Annotated in this window: 21 protein-coding genes and 1 pseudogene; 7 read left to right on the forward strand and 15 right to left on the reverse strand. The window is 53.3% G+C overall.

Translation table 11 applies throughout. The features are described from left to right. Positions 1 to 31 precede the first annotated feature (31 nt). Complete coding sequence (locus tag AOY24_RS04290) at positions 32 to 955, forward strand: LysR substrate-binding domain-containing protein (RefSeq protein ID WP_043000621.1); 924 nt, start codon at positions 32 to 34, stop codon at positions 953 to 955. A 44-nt stretch (positions 956 to 999) separates the two neighbouring features. Here the strand turns inward: AOY24_RS04290 and AOY24_RS04295 are convergent, their stop codons facing one another. The 4 genes from AOY24_RS04295 to AOY24_RS04310 form a co-directional block, all read right to left on the reverse strand. Then, on the reverse strand, positions 1,000 to 2,688 hold the full coding sequence (locus AOY24_RS04295; RefSeq protein WP_054176213.1) for a methyl-accepting chemotaxis protein: 1,689 nt from the start codon (positions 2,686 to 2,688) through the stop codon (positions 1,000 to 1,002). 166 nt (positions 2,689 to 2,854) lie between these two features. After that, a complete protein-coding gene (locus AOY24_RS04300; protein ID WP_043000619.1) occupies positions 2,855 to 3,973 on the reverse strand; it encodes an S-(hydroxymethyl)glutathione dehydrogenase/class III alcohol dehydrogenase in 1,119 nt (372 codons plus the stop codon). 32 nt (positions 3,974 to 4,005) lie between these two features. Beyond that, the gene (locus AOY24_RS04305; protein ID WP_003833178.1) at positions 4,006 to 4,281 is read right to left on the reverse strand and encodes a metal/formaldehyde-sensitive transcriptional repressor; all 276 of its coding nucleotides are present in this window, start codon (positions 4,279 to 4,281) and stop codon (positions 4,006 to 4,008) included. Positions 4,282 to 4,506: 225 nt separating this feature from the next. Further along, positions 4,507 to 5,088 carry a helix-turn-helix domain-containing protein gene (locus tag AOY24_RS04310; protein WP_161804577.1) on the reverse strand — a complete coding sequence of 194 codons (582 nt, stop codon included), beginning with the start codon at positions 5,086 to 5,088 and terminating at the stop codon, positions 4,507 to 4,509. 298 nt (positions 5,089 to 5,386) lie between these two features. On the opposite strand from AOY24_RS04310, the gene AOY24_RS25165 reads away from it, so the two are divergent. Then, positions 5,387 to 5,533 (forward strand): hypothetical protein, encoded by a 147-nt coding sequence (locus tag AOY24_RS25165; RefSeq protein WP_155273634.1) that lies wholly within the window; start codon positions 5,387 to 5,389, stop codon positions 5,531 to 5,533. Between the two features lie 64 nt (positions 5,534 to 5,597). On the opposite strand, the gene cybB is transcribed toward AOY24_RS25165, so the two are convergent. Next, entirely contained in the window at positions 5,598 to 6,125 is a 528-nt protein-coding gene (gene cybB, locus AOY24_RS04315) for a cytochrome b561 (protein WP_043000618.1), read from the reverse strand. Positions 6,126 to 6,314: 189 nt separating this feature from the next. On the opposite strand from cybB, the gene gap reads away from it, so the two are divergent. Then, positions 6,315 to 7,316, forward strand: coding sequence for a type I glyceraldehyde-3-phosphate dehydrogenase (gene gap, locus AOY24_RS04320; protein WP_054176214.1), 1,002 nt, complete (start codon positions 6,315 to 6,317; stop codon positions 7,314 to 7,316). Between the two features lie 39 nt (positions 7,317 to 7,355). On the opposite strand, the gene aldA is transcribed toward gap, so the two are convergent. Together aldA and AOY24_RS04330 are read right to left on the reverse strand one after the other, a co-directional pair. Beyond that, the gene (gene aldA / locus AOY24_RS04325) at positions 7,356 to 8,795 is read right to left on the reverse strand and encodes an aldehyde dehydrogenase (protein WP_044257845.1); all 1,440 of its coding nucleotides are present in this window, start codon (positions 8,793 to 8,795) and stop codon (positions 7,356 to 7,358) included. Positions 8,796 to 8,992: 197 nt separating this feature from the next. Then, a complete protein-coding gene (locus tag AOY24_RS04330; protein ID WP_054176346.1) occupies positions 8,993 to 9,787 on the reverse strand; it encodes a YdcF family protein in 795 nt (264 codons plus the stop codon). A 391-nt stretch (positions 9,788 to 10,178) separates the two neighbouring features. Between AOY24_RS04330 and AOY24_RS04335 the strand changes: the two genes are divergently transcribed. Further along, positions 10,179 to 11,498, forward strand: a complete 1,320-nt coding sequence (locus tag AOY24_RS04335; protein WP_043000615.1) for an MFS transporter — start codon at positions 10,179 to 10,181, stop codon at positions 11,496 to 11,498. A gap of 126 nt (positions 11,499 to 11,624) precedes the next feature. Here the strand turns inward: AOY24_RS04335 and hrpA are convergent, their stop codons facing one another. Further along, on the reverse strand, positions 11,625 to 15,527 hold the full coding sequence (hrpA, locus tag AOY24_RS04340; RefSeq protein WP_054176215.1) for an ATP-dependent RNA helicase HrpA: 3,903 nt from the start codon (positions 15,525 to 15,527) through the stop codon (positions 11,625 to 11,627). A 201-nt stretch (positions 15,528 to 15,728) separates the two neighbouring features. Here hrpA and azoR point away from each other — a divergent pair, with 201 nt between their 5' ends. Next, positions 15,729 to 16,334: an FMN-dependent NADH-azoreductase gene (azoR, locus tag AOY24_RS04345; RefSeq protein WP_043000613.1), complete on the forward strand. Its 606-nt coding sequence runs from the start codon at positions 15,729 to 15,731 to the stop codon at positions 16,332 to 16,334. Here azoR and AOY24_RS04350 read toward each other — a convergent pair. From AOY24_RS04350 to AOY24_RS04370, 5 genes and pseudogenes are all read right to left on the reverse strand, one after another. Then, positions 16,332 to 16,780: pseudogene (locus tag AOY24_RS04350) on the reverse strand (GFA family protein); the annotation flags it as partial. The gene azoR and the pseudogene AOY24_RS04350 overlap by 3 nt on opposite strands. Before the next feature lie 14 nt (positions 16,781 to 16,794). Further along, positions 16,795 to 17,670, reverse strand: a complete 876-nt coding sequence (locus tag AOY24_RS04355) for an aldo/keto reductase family oxidoreductase (protein ID WP_054176216.1) — start codon at positions 17,668 to 17,670, stop codon at positions 16,795 to 16,797. Positions 17,671 to 17,784: 114 nt separating this feature from the next. Beyond that, entirely contained in the window at positions 17,785 to 18,108 is a 324-nt protein-coding gene (locus AOY24_RS04360; protein WP_043000610.1) for a YdbL family protein, read from the reverse strand. A gap of 7 nt (positions 18,109 to 18,115) precedes the next feature. Beyond that, positions 18,116 to 18,307: a YnbE family lipoprotein gene (locus AOY24_RS04365; protein ID WP_054176217.1), complete on the reverse strand. Its 192-nt coding sequence runs from the start codon at positions 18,305 to 18,307 to the stop codon at positions 18,116 to 18,118. Beyond that, on the reverse strand, positions 18,307 to 20,943 hold the full coding sequence (locus AOY24_RS04370; RefSeq protein WP_054176218.1) for a YdbH family protein: 2,637 nt from the start codon (positions 20,941 to 20,943) through the stop codon (positions 18,307 to 18,309). The genes AOY24_RS04365 and AOY24_RS04370 overlap by 1 nt, the downstream gene beginning before the upstream one ends. A 555-nt stretch (positions 20,944 to 21,498) precedes the next feature. Here AOY24_RS04370 and AOY24_RS04375 point away from each other — a divergent pair. Then, entirely contained in the window at positions 21,499 to 22,488 is a 990-nt protein-coding gene (locus AOY24_RS04375) for a 2-hydroxyacid dehydrogenase (RefSeq protein WP_042318863.1), read from the forward strand. Between the two features lie 109 nt (positions 22,489 to 22,597). Further along, complete coding sequence (gene hslJ, locus AOY24_RS04380) at positions 22,598 to 23,017, forward strand: heat shock protein HslJ (RefSeq protein WP_054176219.1); 420 nt, start codon at positions 22,598 to 22,600, stop codon at positions 23,015 to 23,017. Between the two features lie 10 nt (positions 23,018 to 23,027). Here the strand turns inward: hslJ and AOY24_RS23495 are convergent, their stop codons facing one another. Both AOY24_RS23495 and AOY24_RS04385 read right to left on the reverse strand, forming a co-directional pair. Continuing rightward, positions 23,028 to 23,300, reverse strand: a complete 273-nt coding sequence (locus tag AOY24_RS23495) for a DUF333 domain-containing protein (RefSeq protein ID WP_043000605.1) — start codon at positions 23,298 to 23,300, stop codon at positions 23,028 to 23,030. A gap of 156 nt (positions 23,301 to 23,456) precedes the next feature. Next, complete coding sequence (locus tag AOY24_RS04385; protein WP_141227535.1) at positions 23,457 to 23,807, reverse strand: C40 family peptidase; 351 nt, start codon at positions 23,805 to 23,807, stop codon at positions 23,457 to 23,459. Between the last annotated feature and the right edge of the window lie 686 nt (positions 23,808 to 24,493).

Below are 24,493 nucleotides of genomic sequence, written 5' to 3' on the forward strand. Positions count from 1 at the left end.
CACCGGCATCGCTCTGTTCTTAACATCGCTTATGGAAAAAAATAGTCTGTTCAGTCAGCGCATCCGATTGCGCCATCTTCATACATTTGTCGCTGTCGCTCAACAAGGAACCCTGGGGCGCGCAGCCGAAACCCTTAACCTCAGCCAGCCTGCGCTTTCCAAAACGCTTAACGAACTGGAGCAACTGACCGGCACCCGCCTCTTTGAGCGCGGACGGCTCGGGGCGCAACTGACATTACCTGGCGAGCAGTTCTTAACCCATGCGGTGAAAGTGCTAGATGCGCTCAACACCGCCGGGCAGGCGCTGAACCGTAAAGAAGGTCTTAACAATGATGTGGTAAGAATAGGCGCGCTACCGACCGCCGCGCTGGGTATTCTTCCGTCGGTCATCGGTCAGTTTCATCAGCAGCAAAAAGAGACCACGCTGCAGGTGGCAACGATGAACAATACCATGCTGCTGGCGGGCCTGAAATCCGGCGAGCTCGACATCGGCATTGGCCGGATGTCCGATCCGGAATTGATGAGCGGCCTTAATTATGAGCTGCTGTTTCTCGAGTCATTAAAGCTGGTCGTGCGTCCGAATCACCCACTATTGCAGGAAAACGTGACGCTGAGTCGCGTGATGGAGTGGCCCGTGGTTGTTTCGCCCAAAGGCACAGTACCACGGCAAAATGCCGAGACGCTGTTGCAAAGCCAGGGTTGTAAGATGCCAACCGGCTGCATTGAGACGCTCTCCGCCTCGTTGTCGCGCCAGTTAACGGTTGATTATAACTACGTCTGGTTTGTGCCCTCTGGCGCGGTGAAAGAGGATTTGCGCCAGGCGACGCTGGTTTCGCTACCCGTGCCCACACAGGGCGCAGGCGAGCCGATCGGTATTCTCACCCGTGTGGATTCACCGCTCTCTTCTGGCGCGCAACGCTTAATTGCCGCTATCCGTAAATCGATGCCGTTATAACAGGCCGGATGAGGCGCCTTTGCGCCTTCACCCGGCAATGGCGCTTAGAAGGTTTCCCAGTTATCCCCGTGATCGGTAACCGGCTGTGTCAGAGGCTGAACGGGGGTGTTTGTTGTCGGTACGCGCTTGCTCGTGGGTCCACCCTGTAAGCGAAACGTCCCCACCGCCTCCGTCAGTCGTGCCGCCTGCTCTTCCAGCGACGCCGCTGCCGCAGAGGCCTCTTCCACCAGCGAAGCGTTCTGCTGAGTCACTTTGTCCATCTCAGAGATGGCCTGGCTGACCTGCACGATCCCGCGGCTCTGCTCGTCCGACGCCGCGGCGATTTCCAGCATGATATCGGTGACGCGTTTTACCGCCTCCACGATGTCGGTCATCGTGTTCCCCGCCGCGACCACTTCACCAGAACCTTGATCGATGAGACGGACGGATTCGCTGATAAGCCCTTCAATCTCTTTCGCTGCCTGGGCACTGCGGCTGGCCAGCGTGCGGACCTCACTGGCGACCACGGCGAATCCACGCCCTTGCTCACCGGCACGCGCGGCTTCAACCGCGGCGTTCAACGCCAGAATATTGGTCTGGAAAGCGATGCTGTTGATAACCGCCGTGATCTCAGAGATTTTCTTCGAACTGGTCGAAATATTGCCCATCGTCTGGACCACGCCGGAAACCATCTGCCCGCCACGACTGGCTTTGCCGGACGCATCTTCCGCCAGTTTGCTGGCGTGGTGTGCGTTATCGGCGTTTTGCTTCACCGTCGCGGTCAACTCTTCCATGCTGGCCGCCGTCTGTTCGATCGCCGCCGCCTGTTCTTCGGTGCGTGACGACAAGTCGGTATTGCCCGCCGAGATTTCGCTGGTACCGCGATAAATCTCTTCTGCCCCCTGACGCACCGAACCGACCGTTTGCACCAGCGAACGCTGCATTTGTTGCAGGTGGCGGCTCAGTCGCCCAATCTCGCTACGCCCGGTAGGTTCATCCTGCATGGTGAGATCACCGGCGGCAATTTGCTCAATACGCTGCGCGGCATGCTGCAACGGCTGAATGACGGTACGACGCAGAACAATAAACGTCATCAGCGTCAGCACCAGTGCCAGACCAAAAGCGCCAATCATGAATATCATGCCCAGTTGGGTGCGCTGATGAGCCTGTTCGCTTAACTGGTTAGCGCGCGCCATGCGCAGTTCAATCGCCTTCAGCAGGACCTTATTGTAACTGGCATCCAGTTGTCTTGCGTGTTCGCTTTCGTGGTTGATGATCGCTTCGAACATGCCGTTTCTGGCGTACTTGAGCATCGGTTGCATTCCCGCTATATAGGCTTTGAAACTGCTCTCCAGTTCGCCATCCAACGCTTCATCCGCAGGGGTTTTCACCTTGCGCGCCATGTAAATAGTAAACCCTTCTTCAGACTGCTTAATACGCTTTTCCGCCGCCGCAATGTTAGCTTTCATGTCATCCATTTCAGCAATTCGGCTCGCCGCGCCAGCATGAATCATGTTGATTCGCGCGGTACGCAGGTGGTTCGAACTGTTCGATAATCCCATGCGGACCTGGATCTCATCCGTCACATCCCGCTGATCGCGGTCAGCCTGCATGAGAAAGTAGCCCGCCAGACCGGAGCTCAGCGCGAACAGTAAAAGGATGCCACCGAGAATGGAGGAAAACAGCGGAACCAGCCTGATGTGATGCAGAAAGCCCAGCTTATGTGGTGCGTGCATCGATGATGTGTTGTCCATGACCGTCGACTCTCTTGTAGGATTAATGCGTAATACGCGCCCGTAAGATAGTCATCGGCATTCCGCGAATTTTACTTACCGGGAAAAGCGCCGTTTTCGTCACAGTTTGACAACATTTATGTTAAAAAATGGAAAGCGCCAGCGGTGATTTCCGCTGGCGGATGAATCAGTTATCGCCGAAATGGATAACGGTACGGATGGATTTACCTTCGTGCATCAGGTCAAACGCGTCGTTGATTTGCTCCAGCGGCAGACGATGGGTAATGAACGGATCCAACTGGATTTTCCCGGCCATTGCCTCTTCCACCATGCCCGGTAACTGGGTGCGCCCTTTGACGCCGCCAAACGCGGAACCACGCCAGACCCGGCCTGTCACCAGCTGGAACGGGCGAGTTTTAATTTCCTGGCCCGCCCCGGCAACACCAATGATGATGCTCTCGCCCCATCCTTTATGGCAGCATTCCAGCGCCGCACGCATCACGTCGACGTTACCGATACATTCGAAGCTAAAGTCGACACCACCGTCGGTGAGCTCAACAATCACCTCCTGGATCGGTTTGTCATAATCTTTCGGATTAATGAAGTCGGTTGCGCCCATTTCAGCCGCCAGTTTGAATTTTTCCGGGTTGGTATCGACAGCAATAATACGCCCCGCTTTCGCCTGTACAGCGCCCTGAATCACCGCCAGGCCGATCCCGCCAAGGCCAAACACGGCAACGGTATCGCCCTCTTTGACTTTCGCGGTGTTATGCACGGCACCTATGCCCGTAGTGACGCCACACCCCAGCAGACAAACCTTATCCAGCGGGGCTTGCGGGTTGACTTTCGCCAGTGAGATTTCCGCACATACGGTGTATTCGCTGAAGGTACTGGTACCCATGTAGTGATAGATTGGTTCGCCATTGTAAGAAAAACGAGTGGTGCCATCCGGCATCAGACCTTTTCCCTGAGTGGCGCGCACGGCCTGACAGAGGTTGGTCTTCCCGGATTTACAGAATTTGCACTCTCCGCATTCGGCGGTATACAGCGGGATAACATGGTCGCCCGGCTTCAGACTGGTCACGCCTTCGCCGACGTCGACCACTACACCGCCGCCTTCATGTCCCAGAACCGCCGGGAACACACCTTCCGGATCGTCACCAGACAGCGTAAACGCGTCAGTGTGGCAAACCCCGGTGTGGGTAATTTTAACCAGAACTTCGCCTTTTTTCGGCGCTGCGACGTCAATCTCAACAATTTTGAGCGGCTGACCGGGGCCAAACGCGACTGCTGCACGTGATTTCATCTGTCTCTTCCCTTTATTGCGAGGTGATAGGTTTATTTTAGATAAGCGCGAAGAAGGTGGCCGATTTCAGCCATACGCACGGCGCGCTGGTCAGGAGTGGTTTCACCACTCACCAGCTCATCTTTCAGGTGGATCTCAACCATTTCGCCCATTAAACCGTTGGACGCACCGCGGACCGCAGCGATTTGTTGCAGGATAGCCAGGCAAGGTTCGCCAGATTCCAGCGCACGCTCCAGGGCATCCACCTGCCCCCGAATGCGTCGGACGCGAGTCAGAATACGTTTTTTATCTTCAGGTGAATGCGGCATAGGCCCCCTTAATACTATAGGGGGGTATACTATCAGAGTTTTAATCGCAGGAGGAAAAAAAAGCGTTTTCTATTTAGTGAGCGTTAAATTTCACTGTTTCAGCCTTTAAAGGCGGGTTTACCTATGTGCCTTTCGTTTATCACCGGCGAAAACCATACTTTAGCCCTGTTTTAATTTGGGTTATGTAGATTTATCTCATGTCAGAAATATCAATTTTGCAGATATCTAAAACTGCGCTGGAATATGTTTTATTTCCTTCAGATGCCCATTCAGTATTGTAATGTAGCCTCCGGCTTTTAATGCCGAGAGCACGTTCATCACTGCGGAACGAGAAAGCCGGGTTTTCCCGCGGATATAATTCTCGGCGGTAATCGACTCTCTCAGTGTTTGCGGTTTGCTCATGAGCTCAAAAAGCTGATAGCGAACCTGCTCAAATACGGTGGGTGAGACGAGCTTAAACAGTACCTCTGCGGCCATGCTGGCGATCAGTTGCAGATGTCTGGCATAGGGTTCCCACAGGTTGTGTTCTGTCAGCAGCGCGTATAAATCCTCTTTATTCAACGTGGCGATTTCAGCCGGTTCAATAACGCGAAGGATATGTATTGATCGGGAGGACTCATGTACCGGGATGATCCCACGTAGTGTCGGGGCTTCGATAAGTTCGATAAGAATATCATCGGGCTGCCGGTAAAGTGAGAGCGCCCCCTTACGAATAATATAACAATTAGGCTGGTGAGCAGCGCTGATGGTAATGCGCTTACCAACAGGACACTGCTGATAGCGCAGGTGCGAATCAAGTGTATCCAACAATATCGTCAAATAGGGCGATTCAACGCGCGTGCTTATGGGCCCCGCCATCTCTACTGGATTGAATGTGCTCTTCATTTTTTATTTTTACCAACCTACGTACACATGCCACAAGGATAGCAGAGAAAGTCTATCGCGGTAAAAAGATGGTTGCAAAAGTGACACAGTAAAGTATCCAACTAAAAATAATTTCGTAAATATTGTTAATGCGGGGGGATTTTAATATAGATTATCCTCATGTTTAATATTGTAATGACATCGTTAAAAATTAATTCATTATACCTCTATTAATGAATAAATGAGACGATATTGGCAGGCTGACAAGAATAAAAGCAGGGAGTCTGGTAACAACATCGAAATGGCGGCGCGCGCTATTCGTACCTCCGGTGACGAAATTCCTGGGCCGATCAGTACCGTGATACAGGTCATTGCCTATTACCGCTAAACTTTGCAAAGTCGCCCGCAGAATACAGGCGCGGGAAGCGCTCCCCCGCGCCTGTATAGTCACTCTAGCGTTTACGCGGCATCATGCGCAGCAGCGTATTGTCCTTCCAGAAATAGTGGTGCAGTAGCGCGGCGGCGGCATGCAACGCAATCACAAAATAGCCCAGATTGGCCAGCGTGATGTGCCAGGATTTCAGCGTATCCACCAGGTCAAAGTTCCCTTCTGCCGCGTGCGGCATCACCAGACCAAAGGCCATCCACGGATTACCTCGGTTGTACATCATCACCATGCCGATCAATGGCAGCGCGATGAACAGCAGATAAATCACCAGGTGCCCAAGATGCGCCAGTCCGGTCATCATCGGCTTCGGTTTGGGCACGATGGGAGGAGCCGGATATTTCAGCCTGATCAGCAGACGCGCCACCATCAGCACCAGAATCGCTATCCCACTAGAAACGTGAATCATATTAATGAGGGGACGATCGCTGCGAGGAAAAAAGCCCCGAAACTCCATCGCACAGTAAGCGACAATCACCAGTAAAAAGACCAGCCAGTGGATGCCAATTTGCAGGCTTGAGTACTTATTGCCCATAACACTTCCTGAGTAAAAAACAATAAAGCGACAACATAGCGATCTTTCCTTAAAAATTCATTAACTTTTCTACGCCGCATTTCAGACAGTTAGGGTTAACGGCAAGATGTGCGATTGCTCACCCCGGCATCCTGGACTATGCCTGGTAGGGAAAAAAGAATGTCCGCTACATCCTCACAGGAGTTAATCATGAGTAAAATTGGCATTAACGGTTTTGGTCGTATTGGTCGCCTGGTGTTGCGTCGGTTACTCGAAGTCAAAAGCGATGTTGATGTGGTCGCGATCAACGACCTCACCTCCCCTAAAATCCTTGCCTATCTGCTAAAGCATGACTCTAACTATGGTCCGTTCCCCTGGAGCGTGGACTTTACCGAAGACGCGCTGATTGTTGACGGGAAAACGATCGCGGTTTATGCAGAAAAAGACGCCAAAAATATCCCGTGGAAAGCGAAAGGAGCGGAAGTCATTATTGAATGCACCGGCTTTTATACCTCAACTGAAAAGTCTCAGGCGCATATCGATGCTGGCGCGAAAAAAGTGCTGATCTCCGCGCCGGCTGGCGATATGAAGACCATTGTCTACAACGTTAACGATGACACGCTGAATGCCAGTGATGTGATTGTTTCGGTGGCTTCCTGCACCACCAACTGCCTGGCGCCGATGGCGAAAGCGCTGCACGACAATTTTGGTATTAAAGTGGGCACCATGACCACCATTCACGCCTACACCGGCACGCAGTCGCTGGTGGACGGTCCGCGTGGCAAAGATCTGCGCGCATCGCGTGCGGCCGCTGAAAACATCATTCCGCATACCACAGGCGCGGCAAAAGCAATTGGTCTCGTTATTCCGGATCTCAGCGGCAAGCTGAAAGGTCATGCTCAGCGCGTGCCGGTGAAAACCGGTTCTGTCACTGAACTGGTGTCGATTCTGGCTAAGAAAGTGACGGCGGAAGAGGTTAACAACGCGCTGAAGAAAGCCACGCACAACAATGAATCTTTCGGCTATACCGATGAAGAAATTGTCTCCTCAGACGTTATCGGTTCGCACTTTGGTTCTGTGTTTGATGCCACCCAGACCGAAATTACCGAGGTGGGTGATCTGCAACTGGTAAAAACAGTGGCCTGGTACGACAACGAATACGGATTCGTGACGCAACTGATCCGTACCCTTGATAAGTTCGTCAAACTTTAAGCGTAAAGGCGGAGTGAAACCTCCGCCCTGCTTTGCCGATCAGGACTGCAAATAAACCACCTGGGTTTGCAGATACTCGTTCAGCCCGTGCTTGCCGTCTGCGCCGCCAATCCCCGACTTACGCCATCCCGCGTGGAAGCCCTGCATTGCTTCAAAGTTCTCGCGATTAATATAAGTCTCACCAAACTTCAGCCCTTTAATGGCTTTCATCGCGACGTTGAGATTCTGCGTATAAATAGACGATGTCAGGCCGTAATCACTGTCATTAGCCATCGCGATAGCCTCCTCCAGCGTGTTGAAGACCACCACAGGCAGCACAGGGCCAAAGGTCTCTTCGTGCATGATGGCCATCTCCTGACGAACATCCAACAGCAATGTTGGCGGATAGAAGTAACCTTTGCCCTCAACGGCTTTGCCGCCGAGCGCCACCCGCGCCCCCTCCTGTACCGCCCTCGCCACTTTCTGCTCCACACGTTGCAGGGCCGCGGCATTGATAAGCGGCCCCATGGCGATATCGTTACGCTCGCCTGGATTCCCGAACTGTACCGCTTTCAGGGCTTCGCCCAGGCGGTTCACGAACAGGTCATAAATCCCTTTTTGTACGTAGACACGCTCCGCGCAGTTACAAACCTGTCCGGTATTGATGACCCGGGAATCCACAATCGCTTTGACCGCCAGTTCAAGATCGGCATCATCCATCACAATCGCTGGCGCCTTGCCACCCAACTCCAGGCACACTTTGGTGATATTTTTCGCCGCAGTCGCCATAATCTTTTCACCTGCTGCCACGCTGCCGGTCATGCTGACCATCGCCACTTTCGGGTTACCGGCCAGTTCCTGGCCGACGGTTTCACCACGCCCCAGCACCAGGTTAAACACACCACGCGGCAGACCAATCTCATCAACAATTTTGGCAAACGCAATCGCGTTATTGGGCGTGAATTCGCTGGGTTTAATCACGATGGTGTTCCCGGTCAACAGGGCCGGAGCCAGCTTACGGGCGATCAGGAAGAACGGAAAATTCCACGGCAGGATCCCGGTGGTGACCCCCAGCGCGCGCTTAAACAGCAAGATATTCTCGCCAGGGCGATCGCTTTGCAGAATTTCGCCTTCATAGCGACGAGCCCACTCCGCCATATAGTCGAGATAGTCGGCAGTAAAAGAGACTTCCACCTCGGCCAGTTGCTGAATTTTTCCTCCTTCAGCCACAATTAAGGCACTGATTTCGCCAGCACGTTCACGGATCCCGGCGGCAATTTTGCGCAGCCAGCCAGCACGAACGATCGCTGGCAGCGCTTCCCACTCAGCCTGCGCACGGTCCGCCGCTGCAATGGCTTTGCGCGCGTCTTCTGCACGACCATCAGGAATACGCGAAATCACCTCTTCCGTCGCCGGGTTGATGACATCAATCCAGGCATCCTCGTGCCAGGTCACAAACTGTCCATCGATATACATAGGATGTTGTACGGGTACTGACATGCGCTACTCCTGTGATTGAATTGTTTTTAACAAGTGAAACTATTGTTAAAAAATATCAATCATGCCTTAGCGATCCCGGCTGGTGTCGTAATTCTGTGAACTGCTTCATAAAAGAGAGGCGTCAGGCTGGGGAGAACGAAAACGCAGGCATTTTTGTTTTGCCCGTTTGAGAGAAAACACTCCCAAACGGGCAGGTGTTAGCGTAACGAACGGTGGTTCATCGCCTCATTCAACGCCGCATCCTGTTGCAGGATCTGCCACGCGGCCTCGACCTCCGGCGGAAAATCCACATGCACAATGAAGTCACGCCCCCGAGGTCCATAGCCGGTGTCATCATTGCGCAAGCGCGGGATTTCGCCCACCACCAGCGCTATATAGCGATCGATGCTCCACAGGCCGCCAGGGTCATTAGCAAATACAATATCGTCCTCCTGCTGACACAAGACAGGCGTAAATCCCGGATGGCTCAGCCAGCGCGGTGCGTCCGGATCGTCACGGGTTACCCGGCGAAAGGTCGCTACGGTACGCCGTTGCATCGTAGGATCCTGTACCACAATGGCCGTGTTAATCGGTGTTGCGGCCTGCGCGATCATTTGCGCGCTAAAACGGGCGTTCTCTCCGCAGTTAGTTGACTGATCTTCCAGCCAGATTTTGTCTGCGGGAATGTGCCAGAACTGCCGGGCAATATCCGCCAGGATGGCGGCTTCGGCGCGTCCGGTCGTCTGGATCGTGTTGTAACGGGGATGTTGGGCAACGGCGGCATACAGGAAGGTCGTGGAGTGACCAATCCCACCAGCGATCAGCAGCGTAACCTCTTGCTGTTGGGCTATCTGGCAGGCCGCGTCAATTGTCGGGATGACGGCATTGCCCGCCAGTACCACGCAGTCTGCCGGGTAAGCAGGCCCGCCGCAGAAATCATCCTGCGCCAGCCACTGCCCCACCGTGTTGATCGCCTCAAGGGTGGTGGTGGAAAGTCTCGGGAACGGTTGCATCATTAAGCTCCTCCTCTTACTTCAGCAGAGTACCGCACCCACGCTGAATAAACAGTAGATCTCTCTGAAAGGCTGATGATTGATATTTCGACGCTTTTTTTGTCATCTCAGTGAAATAACACAAAACGTCTAAAAATCGGGCGGTTGCACCTGCACATTATCCTGTTTAATTATCAGAATATGAATAATTAACGTCATTTATTCTGAAATTACAGAAATTAATCCTGGCAAAATGCTCTCTTTTTAGCCCATTACGGCGTGCCTCCTCTTGTTAAATGTTACTAACACACCTAGTTTGATTAACAATTTCACAACCTTTTAACGTAACAGGTTGCACCTGCCGCACTGCCAGGTGACACCTTTTTTGTTCTCTGGCGGAGGTTTACAGTTAATGACGACCCATGAAAGCAGTACGGTTATTCTGAAGAAAAATAAGAAGGTACTTGTCGCCAGTCTGACCGGCAGTGCGATTGAGTGGTTCGATTACTTTCTGTATGGCACCGCGGCTGCGCTGGTGTTTAACAAGATTTTCTTCCCGATGGTTGACCCGGTAATCGGTCTGATCCTCTCGTACCTCTCCTTCTCGTTGACCTTTTTTATTCGCCCGATTGGCGGGGTAATTTTCGCCCACATCGGCGATCGCATCGGGCGTAAGAAAACGCTGGTGCTGACGCTTTCCCTGATGGGCGGCGCGACGGTGATGATCGGTCTACTGCCCACCTATGAGATGATCGGTATCTGGGCCCCCATTCTGCTTATCCTGATGCGCATCATTCAGGGGATGGGCATTGGTGGCGAATGGGGTGGCGCACTCCTGCTGGCCTATGAATACGCGCCGGAAAAACGCAAAGGCTTCTTCGGCAGTATTCCGCAGGCGGGCGTGACTATTGGCATGCTGATGGCGACGTTTATCGTCTCGCTGATGACCCTGTTTAGCGAGGAAGATTTCCTCTCCTGGGGCTGGCGTATTCCCTTCCTGCTGAGCTCCGTGCTGGTGCTGTTAGGACTGTGGATCCGTCGGGATATCGATGAAACGCCAGACTTCAAAAAGGTCAAAGCGACGGGTCAGGTTGCCAAAGCACCGCTGCGCGATACGCTGACTCATCACTGGCGTGAAGTGCTGATTGCCGCAGGTTTGAAGGTGGTGGAAACCGCGCCGTTCTATATTTTCTCGACCTTTGTGGTCAGCTATGCCACCAGCACACTGAGTTATCAGAAGTCCCAGGTGCTGGAAGCCGTCACCGTGGGTGCACTGATTGCTACGGTGATGATCCCGCTGATGGGGCTGCTGTCGGACAAAATTGGCCGCAAACGGATGTATGCCATCAGCGTCGCCCTGCTTGGCCTGTTTATCGTGCCATGGTTCTTGCTGCTGAATACCGGCACCACCTGGGGCATTATGCTGGCGACCATCGTGATGTTCGGCGTGCTGTGGGCACCGGTCACCGCCGTGCTGGGGACGCTGTGCTCGGAAATTTTCAGCGCTAACGTTCGCTACACCGGCATCACTCTCGGTTACCAGATTGGCGCAGCGCTGGCGGGCGGTACCGCTCCCCTCATCGCTACCGGGTTGCTGGCGAAATATGACGGCGACTGGGTGCCCGTGGCGTGGTATCTGCTTACCACCGTGGCGATATCCCTGGTTGCCATTTTCTTTGCCAGTCGGGTGAAACGTAGCCCGGCGATCAACGCTCAGCCTAACGAATTGTAATCTCTTCGCGGCCAGATCCTCTGGCCGCTTCTGTAACAATACGGTACAGACTCGAACGTCTCACCTGCGTCCGATGGCGCTGCGCTTATCGGGCTTACGGACAATATATTGCCATCCGGTACTGAATTACCCGCTAATCTGTTCCATCGCCTGCAGGATACGTTTATCCGAAATGGGATACGGCGTTCCCAGCTGTTGAGCAAAATAGCTAACCCGTAGCTCCTCAATCATCCAGCGGATCGCTTTCACCTCCTCGTCTTCGCGTCGCGCCGGCGGCAGCTTGTTGAACCACTGCTGCCAGGCCTGCTGTACGCTTTCGACTTTCAGCATCTGCGCGCGATCGCGATGGGGATCAATCGCCAGTTTCTCAAGACGTTTTTCAATCGCCTGCAAGTAACGCAGCGTATCGCCAAGACGACGGAAGCCGTTGCCGGTGACAAATCCGCGATACACCAGTCCGCCCATCTGCGCTTTGATGTCGGAAAGCCCCAACGCCATCGTCATGTCCACGCGCCCCTTCAGGCGTTTATTGATGTTAAAGACGGCGGTCAGGATCTGTTCGACCTGCTTCGCAATCTCCACAACCGTCTCATTCAGCTCGGCGCGAACCTTCTCATGCAGCGCGGCAAAACCCTCTTCCGTCCAGACCGGACCACCGTTAGCATCAATCAGCTTATCCACGCCGCAGGAAATGCAGTCGTCAATCAGCTCCAGCACTTTGCCGTACGGGTTGAAGTACAGACCCAGCTTGGCTTTATTCGGCAGCTTCTCGTGCAGATATTTGATCGGCGACGGGATGTTCAACAGCAACAAACGGCGTAAGCCAGACCACATCGCCTGCTGTTGCTCCAGCGGATTATCAAACAGTTTGATCGCCACGCTGTCGCGCTCATCCACCAGCGCAGGCCACGCTTTGACTTTGTAATTGCCACGTTTTTGCTCGTAGCTTTCCGGCAGTTGCCCAAAACTCCAGATGTGCAACCCGCTCTGTTCAATGCCATCATCGGCCACCGCCGAGAGCGTCTCCTGCACTTTTCCTTTCAGCCGGTCTTTTAGCTCCTGTAGCGAGCGCCCTTCCTCCAGCTTCTTGTTTTTATCATCCACCACCCGGAAGGTGATTTTCAGATGATCGGGCACCTGATCCCAGTGCCAGTCCTCGCGGTCAACCGTCACGCCTGTCATCCGACGCAGCTCACGCTCCAGCGCGTCCAGTAGCGGCAGCTCCAGTGGCGTCACGCGGCCTAAAAACGCCTCGGCATAGTTCGGGGCCGGAACAAAGTTACGCCGCACCGGCTTCGGCAGCGATTTAATCAGCGCAATCACCAGTTCGCGACGTAAGCCCGGGATCTGCCATTCAAAACCATTTTCGTCGACCTGATTCAACAACGGCAGCGGAATATGTACCGTCACCCCGTCCGCATCCGCCCCCGGTTCAAACTGATAGCTCAACCGCAGTTTCAGCGAGCCCTGATGCCAGAAGTTCGGGTAATCCAGCTTGCTGACGTTGTCCGCGCCCTCTTTGATCAACATGCTCTTTTCAAAATTGAGCAGGTCCGGCGTCTCGCGACTGGTCTTCTTCCACCAGTTATCAAAGTGACGGGCAGAAATGACATCATGGCTGATGCGCTGGTCGTAGAACTCGAACAGCGTCTCGTCGTCCACCAGAATGTCACGGCGACGCGATTTATGCTCCAGTTCTTCCACTTCGGCACGCAGTTTGAGGTTTTCGCGGAAGAAAGCATGACGCGTCTGCCAGTCGCCCTCCACCAGCGCATGGCGGATAAACAGTTCACGGCACAGCGCAGGATCAATCTGGCTGTAGTTCACCTTACGCGCTGCGACGATCGGCAGACCGTAGACGGTCACTTTTTCCGTCGCCATCACCGCGCCCTGCGCCCGCTCCCAGTGCGGTTCACTGTACGAGCGTTTAATCAGATGCTGAGCGACCGGTTCCACCCACTCGGGATCGATGCGTGCCGCAATGCGCCCCCACAGACGGCTGGTTTCCACCAGCTCCGCAACCATTGCCCACTTCGGCGGCTTCTTGAACAAGCCGGAACCGGGGAAAATCGAAAAACGGGCATTACGCGCGCCGGTATATTCCTGCTTATCGGCATCTTTCATGCCAATATGCGACAACAGCCCGGTCAGTAGCGCAATATGGATCTCGCGGTATTCCGCCGGTTCGCTGTTCACCGGAATACCCAGCTCTTTTACCACCTGACGCAGTTGGGTGTAGATATCCTGCCACTCACGCACGCGCAGATAGTTCAGATAGTCGGTCCGGCACAGGCGACGAAACGCGTTGGACGACAGCGCTTTTTGCTGTTCGCCGAGGTAATTCCACAGATTCACAAAGGCAAGGAAATCGGACTCTTTATCGTGGAAGCGACGGTGTTTTTCATCAGACGCCTGCTGTTTGTCCATCGGGCGTTCGCGCGGATCCTGAATCGACAGCGCCGAGGTAATGATCATCGCCTCGCGCACGCAGCCATGTTTTTGCGCTTCCAGCACCATGCGTGCCAGGCGCGGATCCACCGGCAACTGGCTCAACTGGCGCCCCAACGGCGTCAGTTTATAGGCCGTCGCCTGTTCATCTGTGGTAATCGCACCCAACTCTTCCAGCAAACGCACGCCGTCCTGAATGTTGCGCTTATCCGGCGCTTCGACAAACGGGAACGCGGCGATATCGCCCAGCCCCAGCGCCGTCATCTGCAAAATGACCGACGCCAGGTTGGTGCGCAGAATCTCCGGGTCGGTAAACTCCGGACGCGACAGGAAATCATCTTCAGAATAAAGACGAATGCAGATGCCTTCGGATACACGACCGCAGCGCCCTTTACGCTGGTTGGCGGAGGCCTGCGATACGGGCTCGATCGGCAAACGCTGTACTTTGGTGCGGTAGCTGTAGCGGCTGATACGCGCCGTACCAGGGTCGATCACATATTTGATCCCCGGTACCGTCAGCGAGGTTTCCGCCACGTTGGTCGCCAGCACAATGCGCCGCCCGCTGTGCGACTGGAAGACACGGTTCTGTTCGCTATTCGACAGTCGCGCATACAGAGGCAACACTTCCGTATGGCGCAGGTTGAGTTTATTCAGTGCGTCGGCGGTATCGCGGATCTCGCGCTCACCGCTCATGAAGATCAGGATGTCGCCGGGGCTTTCACGCCCCAGCTCATCTACCGCATCGAAAATGGCCTGCAACTGGTCGCGTTCGGTGTCATCGGCCTCTTCGACGATCGGTCGATAGCGGACTTCCACCGGAAAGGTGCGCCCAGACACTTCAATAATCGGCGCATTGTTGAAATGCTTCGAAAAACGCTCCGGATCGATGGTCGCGGAGGTGATGATAATTTTCAGATCCGGACGGCGCGGCAGCAGTTCTTTCAGATAGCCGAGCAGAAAATCGATATTCAGGCTGCGTTCGTGCGCTTCATCGATAATGATGGTGTCATACTGCATCAGCAGACGGTCCTGCTGAATTTCCGCCAGCAGGATACCGTCGGTCATCAGCTTCACCATCGTGTTATCGCTGACGTGATCGTTAAAGCGCACCTTATAACCAATGCACCCGCCCGGCTCTGTCTGCAGCTCTTCCGCGATACGGTTCGCCACCGTTCGCGCCGCCAGACGACGCGGCTGGGTGTGGCCAATCAGCCCTTTCACCCCACGCCCCAGTTCCATACAGATTTTCGGGAGCTGAGTGGTTTTCCCCGAGCCGGTTTCCCCGGCCACGATCACCACCTGATGGTCGCGAACGGCGTCGAGGATCGCCTGTTTTTTCTGACTGACGGGCAGGTTTTCCGGGTAAGTAATCTCTGGTCGCGCCGCTTCACGTAGCACAACTTTACCTGCTGCCTGTTCAATCTCTTTCGCCATCTCCTGGTAAATGGCTTGTTGTGCATCAGGATTTTTAACCTTCTTCACACCGTGCAGGCGGCGCGAAAAGCGCTGCCGATCGCGCAGCATTAATGAATCTAACTGCTGCTGTAAGGCATGAAAGGATAATTTTTGTTGTTCTGTCATAGCGTTAAAAGGCAGAGCACTGCCTGGTTAAATCTCTTCTAAATGATAGGTATAGAGTACCACATCAGCACATTTTGTGTGTTGTTCAATAAATTCGAACATAGGATTCGATATATTGCGCTTTCTCTGCGACAGGATTGTGAATAAAGTGTCAACAAGCAACGGGGCACAGCCCATTCAAACACCTATAAGGAAACACCCATGAGCAAGGTATTAGTTCTCAAATCCAGTATTCTGGCAGGGTACTCTCAGTCTGGTCAGTTGTCTGATTATTTTGTTGAACAGTGGCGTGAAAAGCACTCTGCTGACGAAATCACCGTCCGTGACCTGGCTGCTAATCCGATCCCGGTACTGGATGGCGAACTGGTGGGTGCCCTGCGCCCGAGCGACGCGCCGTTGACGCCTCGTCAACAGGACGCACTGGCGCTCTCTGATGAGCTGATCGCTGAACTGAAAGCACACGACGTGATCGTTATCGCGGCGCCGATGTACAACTTTAACATCCCGACGCAGCTGAAAAACTATTTCGACCTGATTGCACGTGCTGGCGTGACGTTCCGCTACACCGAGAAAGGGCCGGAAGGTCTGGTGACCGGTAAACGTGCAGTGATCCTCTCCAGCCGTGGCGGTATCCACAAAGACACCCCAACTGACCTGATTGCGCCGTATCTGAAAGTCTTCCTCGGCTTTATCGGCATCACCGATGTGAACTTCGTGTTCGCAGAAGGGATTGCCTACGGCCCGGAAGTGGCGTCTAAAGCGCAGTCTGACGCCAAAGCCGCCATCGATAGCGTGGTTGCAGCGTAAGTTCTCCCCTCCCGCTCCGGCGGGAGGTTTTTTTATCACTTCGCCTGATAACGCAAATATCCCACCACGCCATTACTCGCACCATCACTCGGATGATTCACCCCGTCAGTGACTTCCACGCAGGCAAAATCAAACGGCGACACATTCTCAATGCATGCCACGTTCACGCCATACTGATCCGGACTGGAACGTCGCTGGTGGAAAGTGTAAATCCCACACACTGAACAGAAAAAGTGCCTTGCTGTGCCGGTATTGAAACGATACTCCGTCAGTTTATCCTGCCCTGAGAGAACCGTTATCCCCATCAACGGCGCAGAAACAACCACCGCACCGCGCATCCGACAAAATGAACAGTTACAACGCCGGATGGTATTAAACCCATCGCTAAGTTGAACGGTAAATTTGACAGCCCCGCAGTGACATTGTGCATTTCGTTTTTCAGTCATGGTCAACCTCCGCCTCATGCCTTTTGCGCAATACTGTCCAGGGTCGCCAGCACTTCCGCTGAAAGTGTCAGATCCCCTGCCGCCATGTTTTCATGCAGATGCGTCACTGAAGAGGTACCCGGTATCAGCAAAATATTCGGTGAGCGATGGAGCAACCATGCCAGCGCAACCTGCATTGGCGTTGCATTCAGGCTTGCGGCCACGTCGGAGAGCGTTGAAGACTGTAGCGGCGTAAACCCGCCCAGCGGAAAAAAGGGAACGTAAGCAATGCCGTCTTCCGCCAGCGCGTCGATCAGCGCATCATCCTGACGATGGGCGATATTGTACTCATTTTGCACACAGACCACCTCTGCGATACTGCGCGCTTGCGCCACCTGGCTGGCAGTCACATTGCTCAGACCGATGTGTCTGACCAGCCCCTGCTGCTGAAGCTCAGCCAGCACGCTGAAACTCTCTTCAATGGAACCTTCATGCGGGCCGTGACCCTCGCCCAGCATAATGCGTAAGTTAACGACATCCAGTACATCCAGACCCAGATTGCGCAGATTATCGTGAACCGCCTGCCTGAGTTCCGCTGGTGAGAATGCCGGTAGCCAGGAGGCATCGTCTCCACGGCGGGCACCGATTTTCGTGACAATCACCAGATCGTCCGGATAAGGATGCAACGCTTCGCGAATGATTTGATTGGTAACGTGCGGACCGTAAAAATCGCTGGTATCAATATGATTGACGCCCAGCGCGATCGCTTCCCGAAGCACCGTCAAGGCAACATGACGATCGCGCGGTGGACCAAAAACCCCAGGCCCCGCCAGTTGCATCGCCCCATACCCTATGCGTTTGACCTGCCGGGAACCGAGAGTAAACGTTTCTGTGATGCTGTGACTTGCCATAACTGCCCCTTCTGCTGAATAGCGCGTAAGAAAACAGAGTATAGAAACTTACCCTGCAAATTATTACGCGTCACCCAACAAAAAGGAAAAACCGCAGACGGCAATGTGAAATGATTATTTCCGCAACCACTTCCCGTTAATGCCCTGGACATATTCTCCTGGTTTCGCCCGCTCGACCAGTTTCTGTCCGGCCATTTTCGCCACTTCATCGACCGGGATGTTATGACTCTCGGCCAACTGTTGGTAGCTGGCGCTGCGTGCTTTGTTGATCTCACTGACCAGCGCCAGCGTCTGCGCATCCTGTTTCAGCGCCACCAGATAGCCATTGAACGTTTCACCGACCCGGCCCTGGGTTCTGGCCTCATTTAACGTCAGCGCAAAGGCACTGCCACTCAGCAAACTCAGAATGAGCGCCGCCAGAATAAAGGTTCTTTTCATCATCACCTCAGAACAAGTCGCTGCGGGATTTGAGCAGGCTTTCAACGTCCTTATCTACTTTGATATGAATCTCATGCTCAATTTTGACGTTCATATTAATGGTGATGGGCTCTTTTGGCGCCGCGACTTCAATGCGCGGCGTGCAGCCCGTTACGAACCACAGCGGGAAAAGCGCCAGCACGGCTATCATTGTTTTCATTAAGGTTCCTCACATTCCTTGCCTTGTTGACAGGTTTTTTCCGGCAGCGCCGCATTTTGTTCAAGCCATGCCTGGAGATTGTCGCCAAAGCGCAGACTGCGCCACAGCGTAAAGACATTCTCTTCGTGGGTATAGTTGAGATTCACCGTACCGACCTTGCCATCCACATGGCTGTTGCCACGAATTTGCGCCTGCATCGTCAATACGCCCAGATTGTCCAGATTGATTTTGGTCCATGAATGGGCAATCTCCATATACCGCAACCAGTTGATGGCCGCCCCTGCTGCCATGTTGTCTTTTACCACCGCATCGGCGGTGTCTTTATCGATGCGCAGCGTCATCGGACCCGGATTGGTTAACCAGCCATCTTTGATAATCCATTTCTCATCGTTCAGCCACAGAGGGAGCGCACCGCTCACCGGCCCGGACATGGCAAACTGTTTCGGATTTATTGCGCTGATAAGTTCGCTTGAGGAGATATTTTGCACCCGCACCAGCGCCGGATCGTGCTGCGGCATGCGCAGTTGTTGCATGGAAACCTTACCGCCCAACACATCCACATTCACGTCAGTCAGTAGCAGCGGATCGGCTTCACTCCACGGATAAGCGCCTTCCAGATCGGCGGTGATATTGGTAGCAGTCACCTGGTTGACAACTTCGGCAATGCGTAGCGACACCGGTCCGCGCGTGCCCAGTTGCCACGCGCCCTCACTAAAGCGGAACGGCAATACAAAATCGACGCCGTTGATCTGGTTATCCGGCATCCAGGCGCTGCCGCCTTTCAAGACGCCGTGACCACCGGCCTCGAATCCTTGTTCTGCCGCTGCCGAAAACGCCACCTGGGCATACAGTTCGCCCTCACGTAATTTCATTTTCCACTCTGGCGGCACCAGCGGCTGGAACACCTCCAGTGACTGTTTTGGCCACCAGGCCTGACCACGTAAACGTAAGCCATCCCAACGACCGTTTAACCGCACGGGGCCGATCGCCCCGGCATGCAAATCGCCTTTGAACTGGAAAAAAGTTGGATCGCGCCCCTCCACGCTGAACTTGAGCGTTGAGGGCGGCAAAACGCTGCCGCCGGAGAAATGGGTTTCTCCGGCATCGAACGAGAGCGCCCCACTGAACCGGGGATGTGCCGCATCACGCACCCATTCGACCGGTTTATCCATGATTAAACGGGGTGTTTCAACCTTCATGGTGCCGTACTGAAGCTGGTCAAATCCCGTAGACAAATCGGTCAGCGTGATGGTGTTGTCATGCCATTCACCTTTGCCTGCCACATCCCATTTCGCGTGCATCGGGGTGAAACTGCCCTCGCCCCAGTAGCGCCACTGCCAGCGCCCCGCATCGGGCAGAAAATCATTCGCCAGCCCGTCCAGATGCAGAACAAAATCCCCCATCTGATTCTCATGGGCGCGCAGAATCGCCTGCAATCGTCCGTCCACGCCACGCTGCGTGACCTTCACGCCCGCCAGCGGCCAGCGAATTTCGTCAATATCCAGTGAGTCGATGACCCGTCCGCGCGAGCGCAGCAGCGCGCCAGGTTCAAACGCCAGCTCCGGATCGGTCAGGCTGCCGGTCAACCGGGCAGGTAATCTGGCATAGAAAATCAGATCATCCTGCTTGGCTTCGCCAGTCAGTTGCAGCGGCATCGCGCTGTCGTCCATGCTCAGTTTTCCCGGCCCAAACGAAAGCACGGCGTTCCCTTTCCCCGCCTCCCCCTGGGTCAGCACATTAAACCGTCCGCTGATCACCGCGTTCTCGGTGCCTTCCTGCCAGTTCTCCACCTTCACACCCAGACGCCCGCTGAGGGGAAAACCCTGATAGGGCCACGACCAGCGTCCGTCGCTGATGGTTAACTGCTGACGCGTGAGTTCCCACGGCAGGTCAAGCAGCGGATCGGCATTATCCCGTGCCATTACGATGAGCTGCCCGGCATTCTCACGCCACTCCAGTTCCGCATCGACCAACGATGGCTCCTGCGGCAGACTGAGCGTGGCAACGGTGTGCCCGCTCACCGGCAGTCCATCCGGCACCAGCGGCATCGTGAACTCACCAACCAGTTTGACCGGCGGTTGGCCTTCAAACGCCATGACATCAAGCTCACTCACCGTCAGCGCCTGACCGCGCAACTGCCCCTGAAATTTCACTTTATCGCCCTGATAACGCAGTTGCTGGAGCGAAGGGGTCAGCGAAACGTTCAGTTTGCCCTGCCACACCTGCCAGGGTGAAAGAATAACGTTGTCGATGGTGATCCAGGTATTGGGCAGCATGGACTGCCATTCCGCGAGAGTGCGCGGCGCCGCGGGAGATTGTTCCGTTTGCGGCAGTTTTGCCAGACAGGCAGAATCGAGTTCCAGTGTGCCAATATCCAGTTGCCAACGGCTGGGATGCGACAACCAGGCCTGACTGACCCTGGCCAACTGGCAATCATCAACCAGATAGCGAAGTTCAGGAATATGTAAACCGTGGCGCGTGAATCGGGGACTATCATCCAGTGCAATGCGCGTTCCAACTGGCAGCCAGATGCCCGCCAGCGTCGGAACCCACCACCCCAGCGTCATCACCAGAGTCAACGGTACGAGGATCACGAGTAAGAGAAGCGCCAGAACGGCTTTATATTTACCCTTCATGGGCAGTTAATATCCTGATTTAGCGAAAAATTAAGCCGAATTAGGCCGTTATTGTGTCATGTTTAGTTAACCATGCCCAGATTAAGAATAGATGCTCCAGGGTGACACACAAACTTTTCACCATCGTTAAGATCAGAAAGTCAGATAAATTACAGAGACTTATCAGATAAATCTAAAGATTAATAGCGGGCAATAGCCGACAAACTATTGCCCTCTATTCTGCAATCTGGCCCGGATAATGTGAAAGTCAACGGCCGTAGAAAGTGAGTAAATCGTTCGGTTGAAATGCAGACTGTTGCACAGGAACATATTGATATTAATCGATGTTGACGCCATATCAGTCGTATCCTGACGAACAGCGGGCTGTTTGTGTCACCGAAACAGAGGTGTGGAGCAGCACTGTCACCTGCTGAAATCTGCAATCGATACACTGAACGAACAATCTATTGATGCTCTAGAATTATTCATTATAGGTATCACTTTCAATAATATTTTATGTTTTGTAAAATAATTTGAATTCGATAATTGTGATTCGATATCACTGGAGAAAGACTTATGAAACTCGCCGTCTACAGTACAAAACAGTACGACAAAAAGTACCTGCAGCAGGTTAACGAAGCCTTTGGTTTTGAACTTGAATTCTTTGATTTTCTGTTGACGGAGAAAACGGCTAAAACCGCTCATGGCTGCGAGGCGGTTTGTATTTTCGTGAACGATGATGGCAGTCGCCCGGTGCTCGAAGAATTGAAAAATCATGGCGTTAAGTACATTGCTTTGCGTTGCGCGGGGTTCAATAACGTCGATCTGGATGCGGCAAAAGAGTTAGGTCTGCAGGTCGTTCGTGTCCCGGCCTATTCTCCGGAAGCCGTCGCGGAACATGCGGTGGGCATGATGATGACGCTGAACCGCCGTATTCATCGCGCTTATCAGCGTACTCGTGATGCTAACTTCTCACTGGAAGGGTTAACCGGCTTCACGATGCACGGAAAAACGGCGGGGGTGATTGGTACCGGGAAGATCGGCATCGCGGCCCTGCGTATTCTGAAAGGCTTTGGAATGCGTCTGCTGGCGTTTGATCCGTACCCCAGCGCAGCTGCGCTCGAACTCGGCGTGGAGTATGTTGATTTGCCGACGCTGTTCGCCGAATCCGATGTAATTTCACTGCACTGCCCGTTAACGCCGGAAAACTATCATCTGCTGAACCATGCCGCGTTTGATCAGATGAAAAATGGCGTGATGGTCATCAACACCAGTCGTGGCGCCCTGATCGATTCTCAGGCGGCGATTGAAGCGCTGAAAAATCAGAAAATAGGTTCACTGGGGATGGACGTTTACGAAAACGAGCGCGATCTGTTCTTCGAAGATAAGTCGAACGACGTTATCCAGGATGATGTTTTCCGTCGCCTGTCGGCCTGTCATAACGTCCTGTTTACCGGGCATCAGGCTTTCCTCACCGCTGAAGCGTTGACCAGTATTTCTGAGACTACGCTGCAAAATTTACAGCAGTTAGCGAACGGAGAAACCTGCCCTAACGCCCTGTTCTGAACCGCCGCCTTCCTGTTCGCAGGAGGGCATTTCAGAATTTCCCCAAAGCCACTGGCGATGAAATAGGTATGCTGTCGGTGGCGATTACGTTTAAATGCAGAGAGTTAAGATGAAGAAGGTCATAGCGCTGGTTGCGCTGAGCCTGCTGGTTGCAGGTTGTGTAAGCAACGGAAAAGTATCGGTCAGCCGTGAGCAATTACAGCATCACCGCTTTGTGCTGGAGAGCGTAGACGGTAAACCGGTCAATGCAACGGGTCATCCGCTTGAACTGAGTTTTGGCGAAAAGATGATGATTTCGGGCAATATGTGTAATCGCTTCAACGGTCAGGCATCACTTTCTGACGGTGCATTGAAAGTAAAAGAGATGGCGATGACCCGAATGATGTGCGCCAATCCCCAGCTCAACGAGCTGGACAATACCCTCAGCACCATGCTGAAACAGGGCGCACAAGTAGACCTGACCGCCAACCAGCTCACCCTGGCCACAGCGGAACATACGTTAAGCTATAAGCTTGCCGATTTAATGTAGTAATGGGTGCTTAATAGCTACCACAGCTTCCCGCGGCGAGGGATTGTTCACTGCAACGTTTGCCGTTGGGAAGCGCGCACATACCAATTGCCGAACCGTCTAACTGACGGGCAACGGAAAGTGAACCGCCTATCATGGCGCAATTTGCCTCACCGGAACTGGTCATCGATGCTTTTAAACCCGGTGCGACATGCGCTGCTGTCGCCTGCTGAACAGGTTCATTGTCACTGCTGCAAGCCGACAACAATAACGCGGCACATCCTACCCAAAACGCTGCGCGCATTTGACTCCCCTCATATTCTGTAAGCGTAAACAAGCCGCACTAATAATAGGCATCCGAATCCGTCGCGTCGAGAGTCAAAACGCGCAATTATGCGGCCTCGCCGCATTTTATTGCGCTTTTTCCCCTGGATTGGGATCCCATAGGCCTGTTCTGTCGTTATGCGCTCACCCGGCGAGCGGTCAAATAGTGCGCCTGCCAGTACTGATTCGACAAATGTGACATTGTCACGCCTTGCGAGCTGGAGGCATGTATAAAGGAGTCATTGCCGATATAAACGCCAACGTGATGCACGTTCGGCTCCGTCTTAAAAAACACCAGATCGCCGACTTTCAGCTCACGCTGACTGACTTTCTGCCCCATACGACTTTGCTCCTGCGCGGTACGCGGCAAGCGTCTATGGATAACCGAGGCAATAATTCTGCGCGTGAACGCCGAACAATCAATACCATTGCGACTGTCACCTCCCCAGCGGTAATCGGTTCCTCTCCACTGCGCAAATTCACTCATAATGCGATGCTTAAGCTGCGCTTTCTTATTCTGAACAGGCGCTTGTGAAAAGTGCCCTTCAGAATAAGAGAGTGGCGAAAAGGTATTGGCTCCCCAGTTTTTGGTCTGAATTTTCACAAAGGCAAATGACGACGATGAGGCGGAAATAAGTAAAGTAAGTAATAAAATTCGTAACATAACCTAATCAAAACAATTAAATACCTGAACACATCCATACTTTTGGCGCACGAAAAAAGTTATCAATAATGATAAATAAAAGAGTTATTTTTGTTTTAACGTCTATTCACGATAACAAGAGTATCGACCTTCAATAACGCAAAGGTTTACAGGCTCTTCCCGTCCTGAATTGCGCTCAGTATAGGCGCGGGCGGCCTGACACCGAACTTAAAAAGTCTTATTAAGAAATTCACATCATGACGATAATGGCGAGGATAATAAATTCATTAAGGAAATCCTTAAAGAAAATCTCACTCCACTTTTGGACAATATGTTTTTAATATCGCCTGCCTCGCAGGCAATAACCAACTCATAACAAAAAAGCACAATTAAATATACAACCCGGTGTTACCTACCGGGCAATAAAATTGTCATTGTTTTTGCGAGCTTTGTGTCAATTTGTGCACTCGAAAGTGGCACAACTTCTAGGGAATACAGGAAAGTCCTATACTAGAGAAATAACTATCAGG

The sequence above is a fragment of the Citrobacter sp. CtB7.12 genome (genome assembly GCF_001297795.1).
Lineage (GTDB): Bacteria > Pseudomonadota > Gammaproteobacteria > Enterobacterales > Enterobacteriaceae > Citrobacter_A > Citrobacter_A amalonaticus.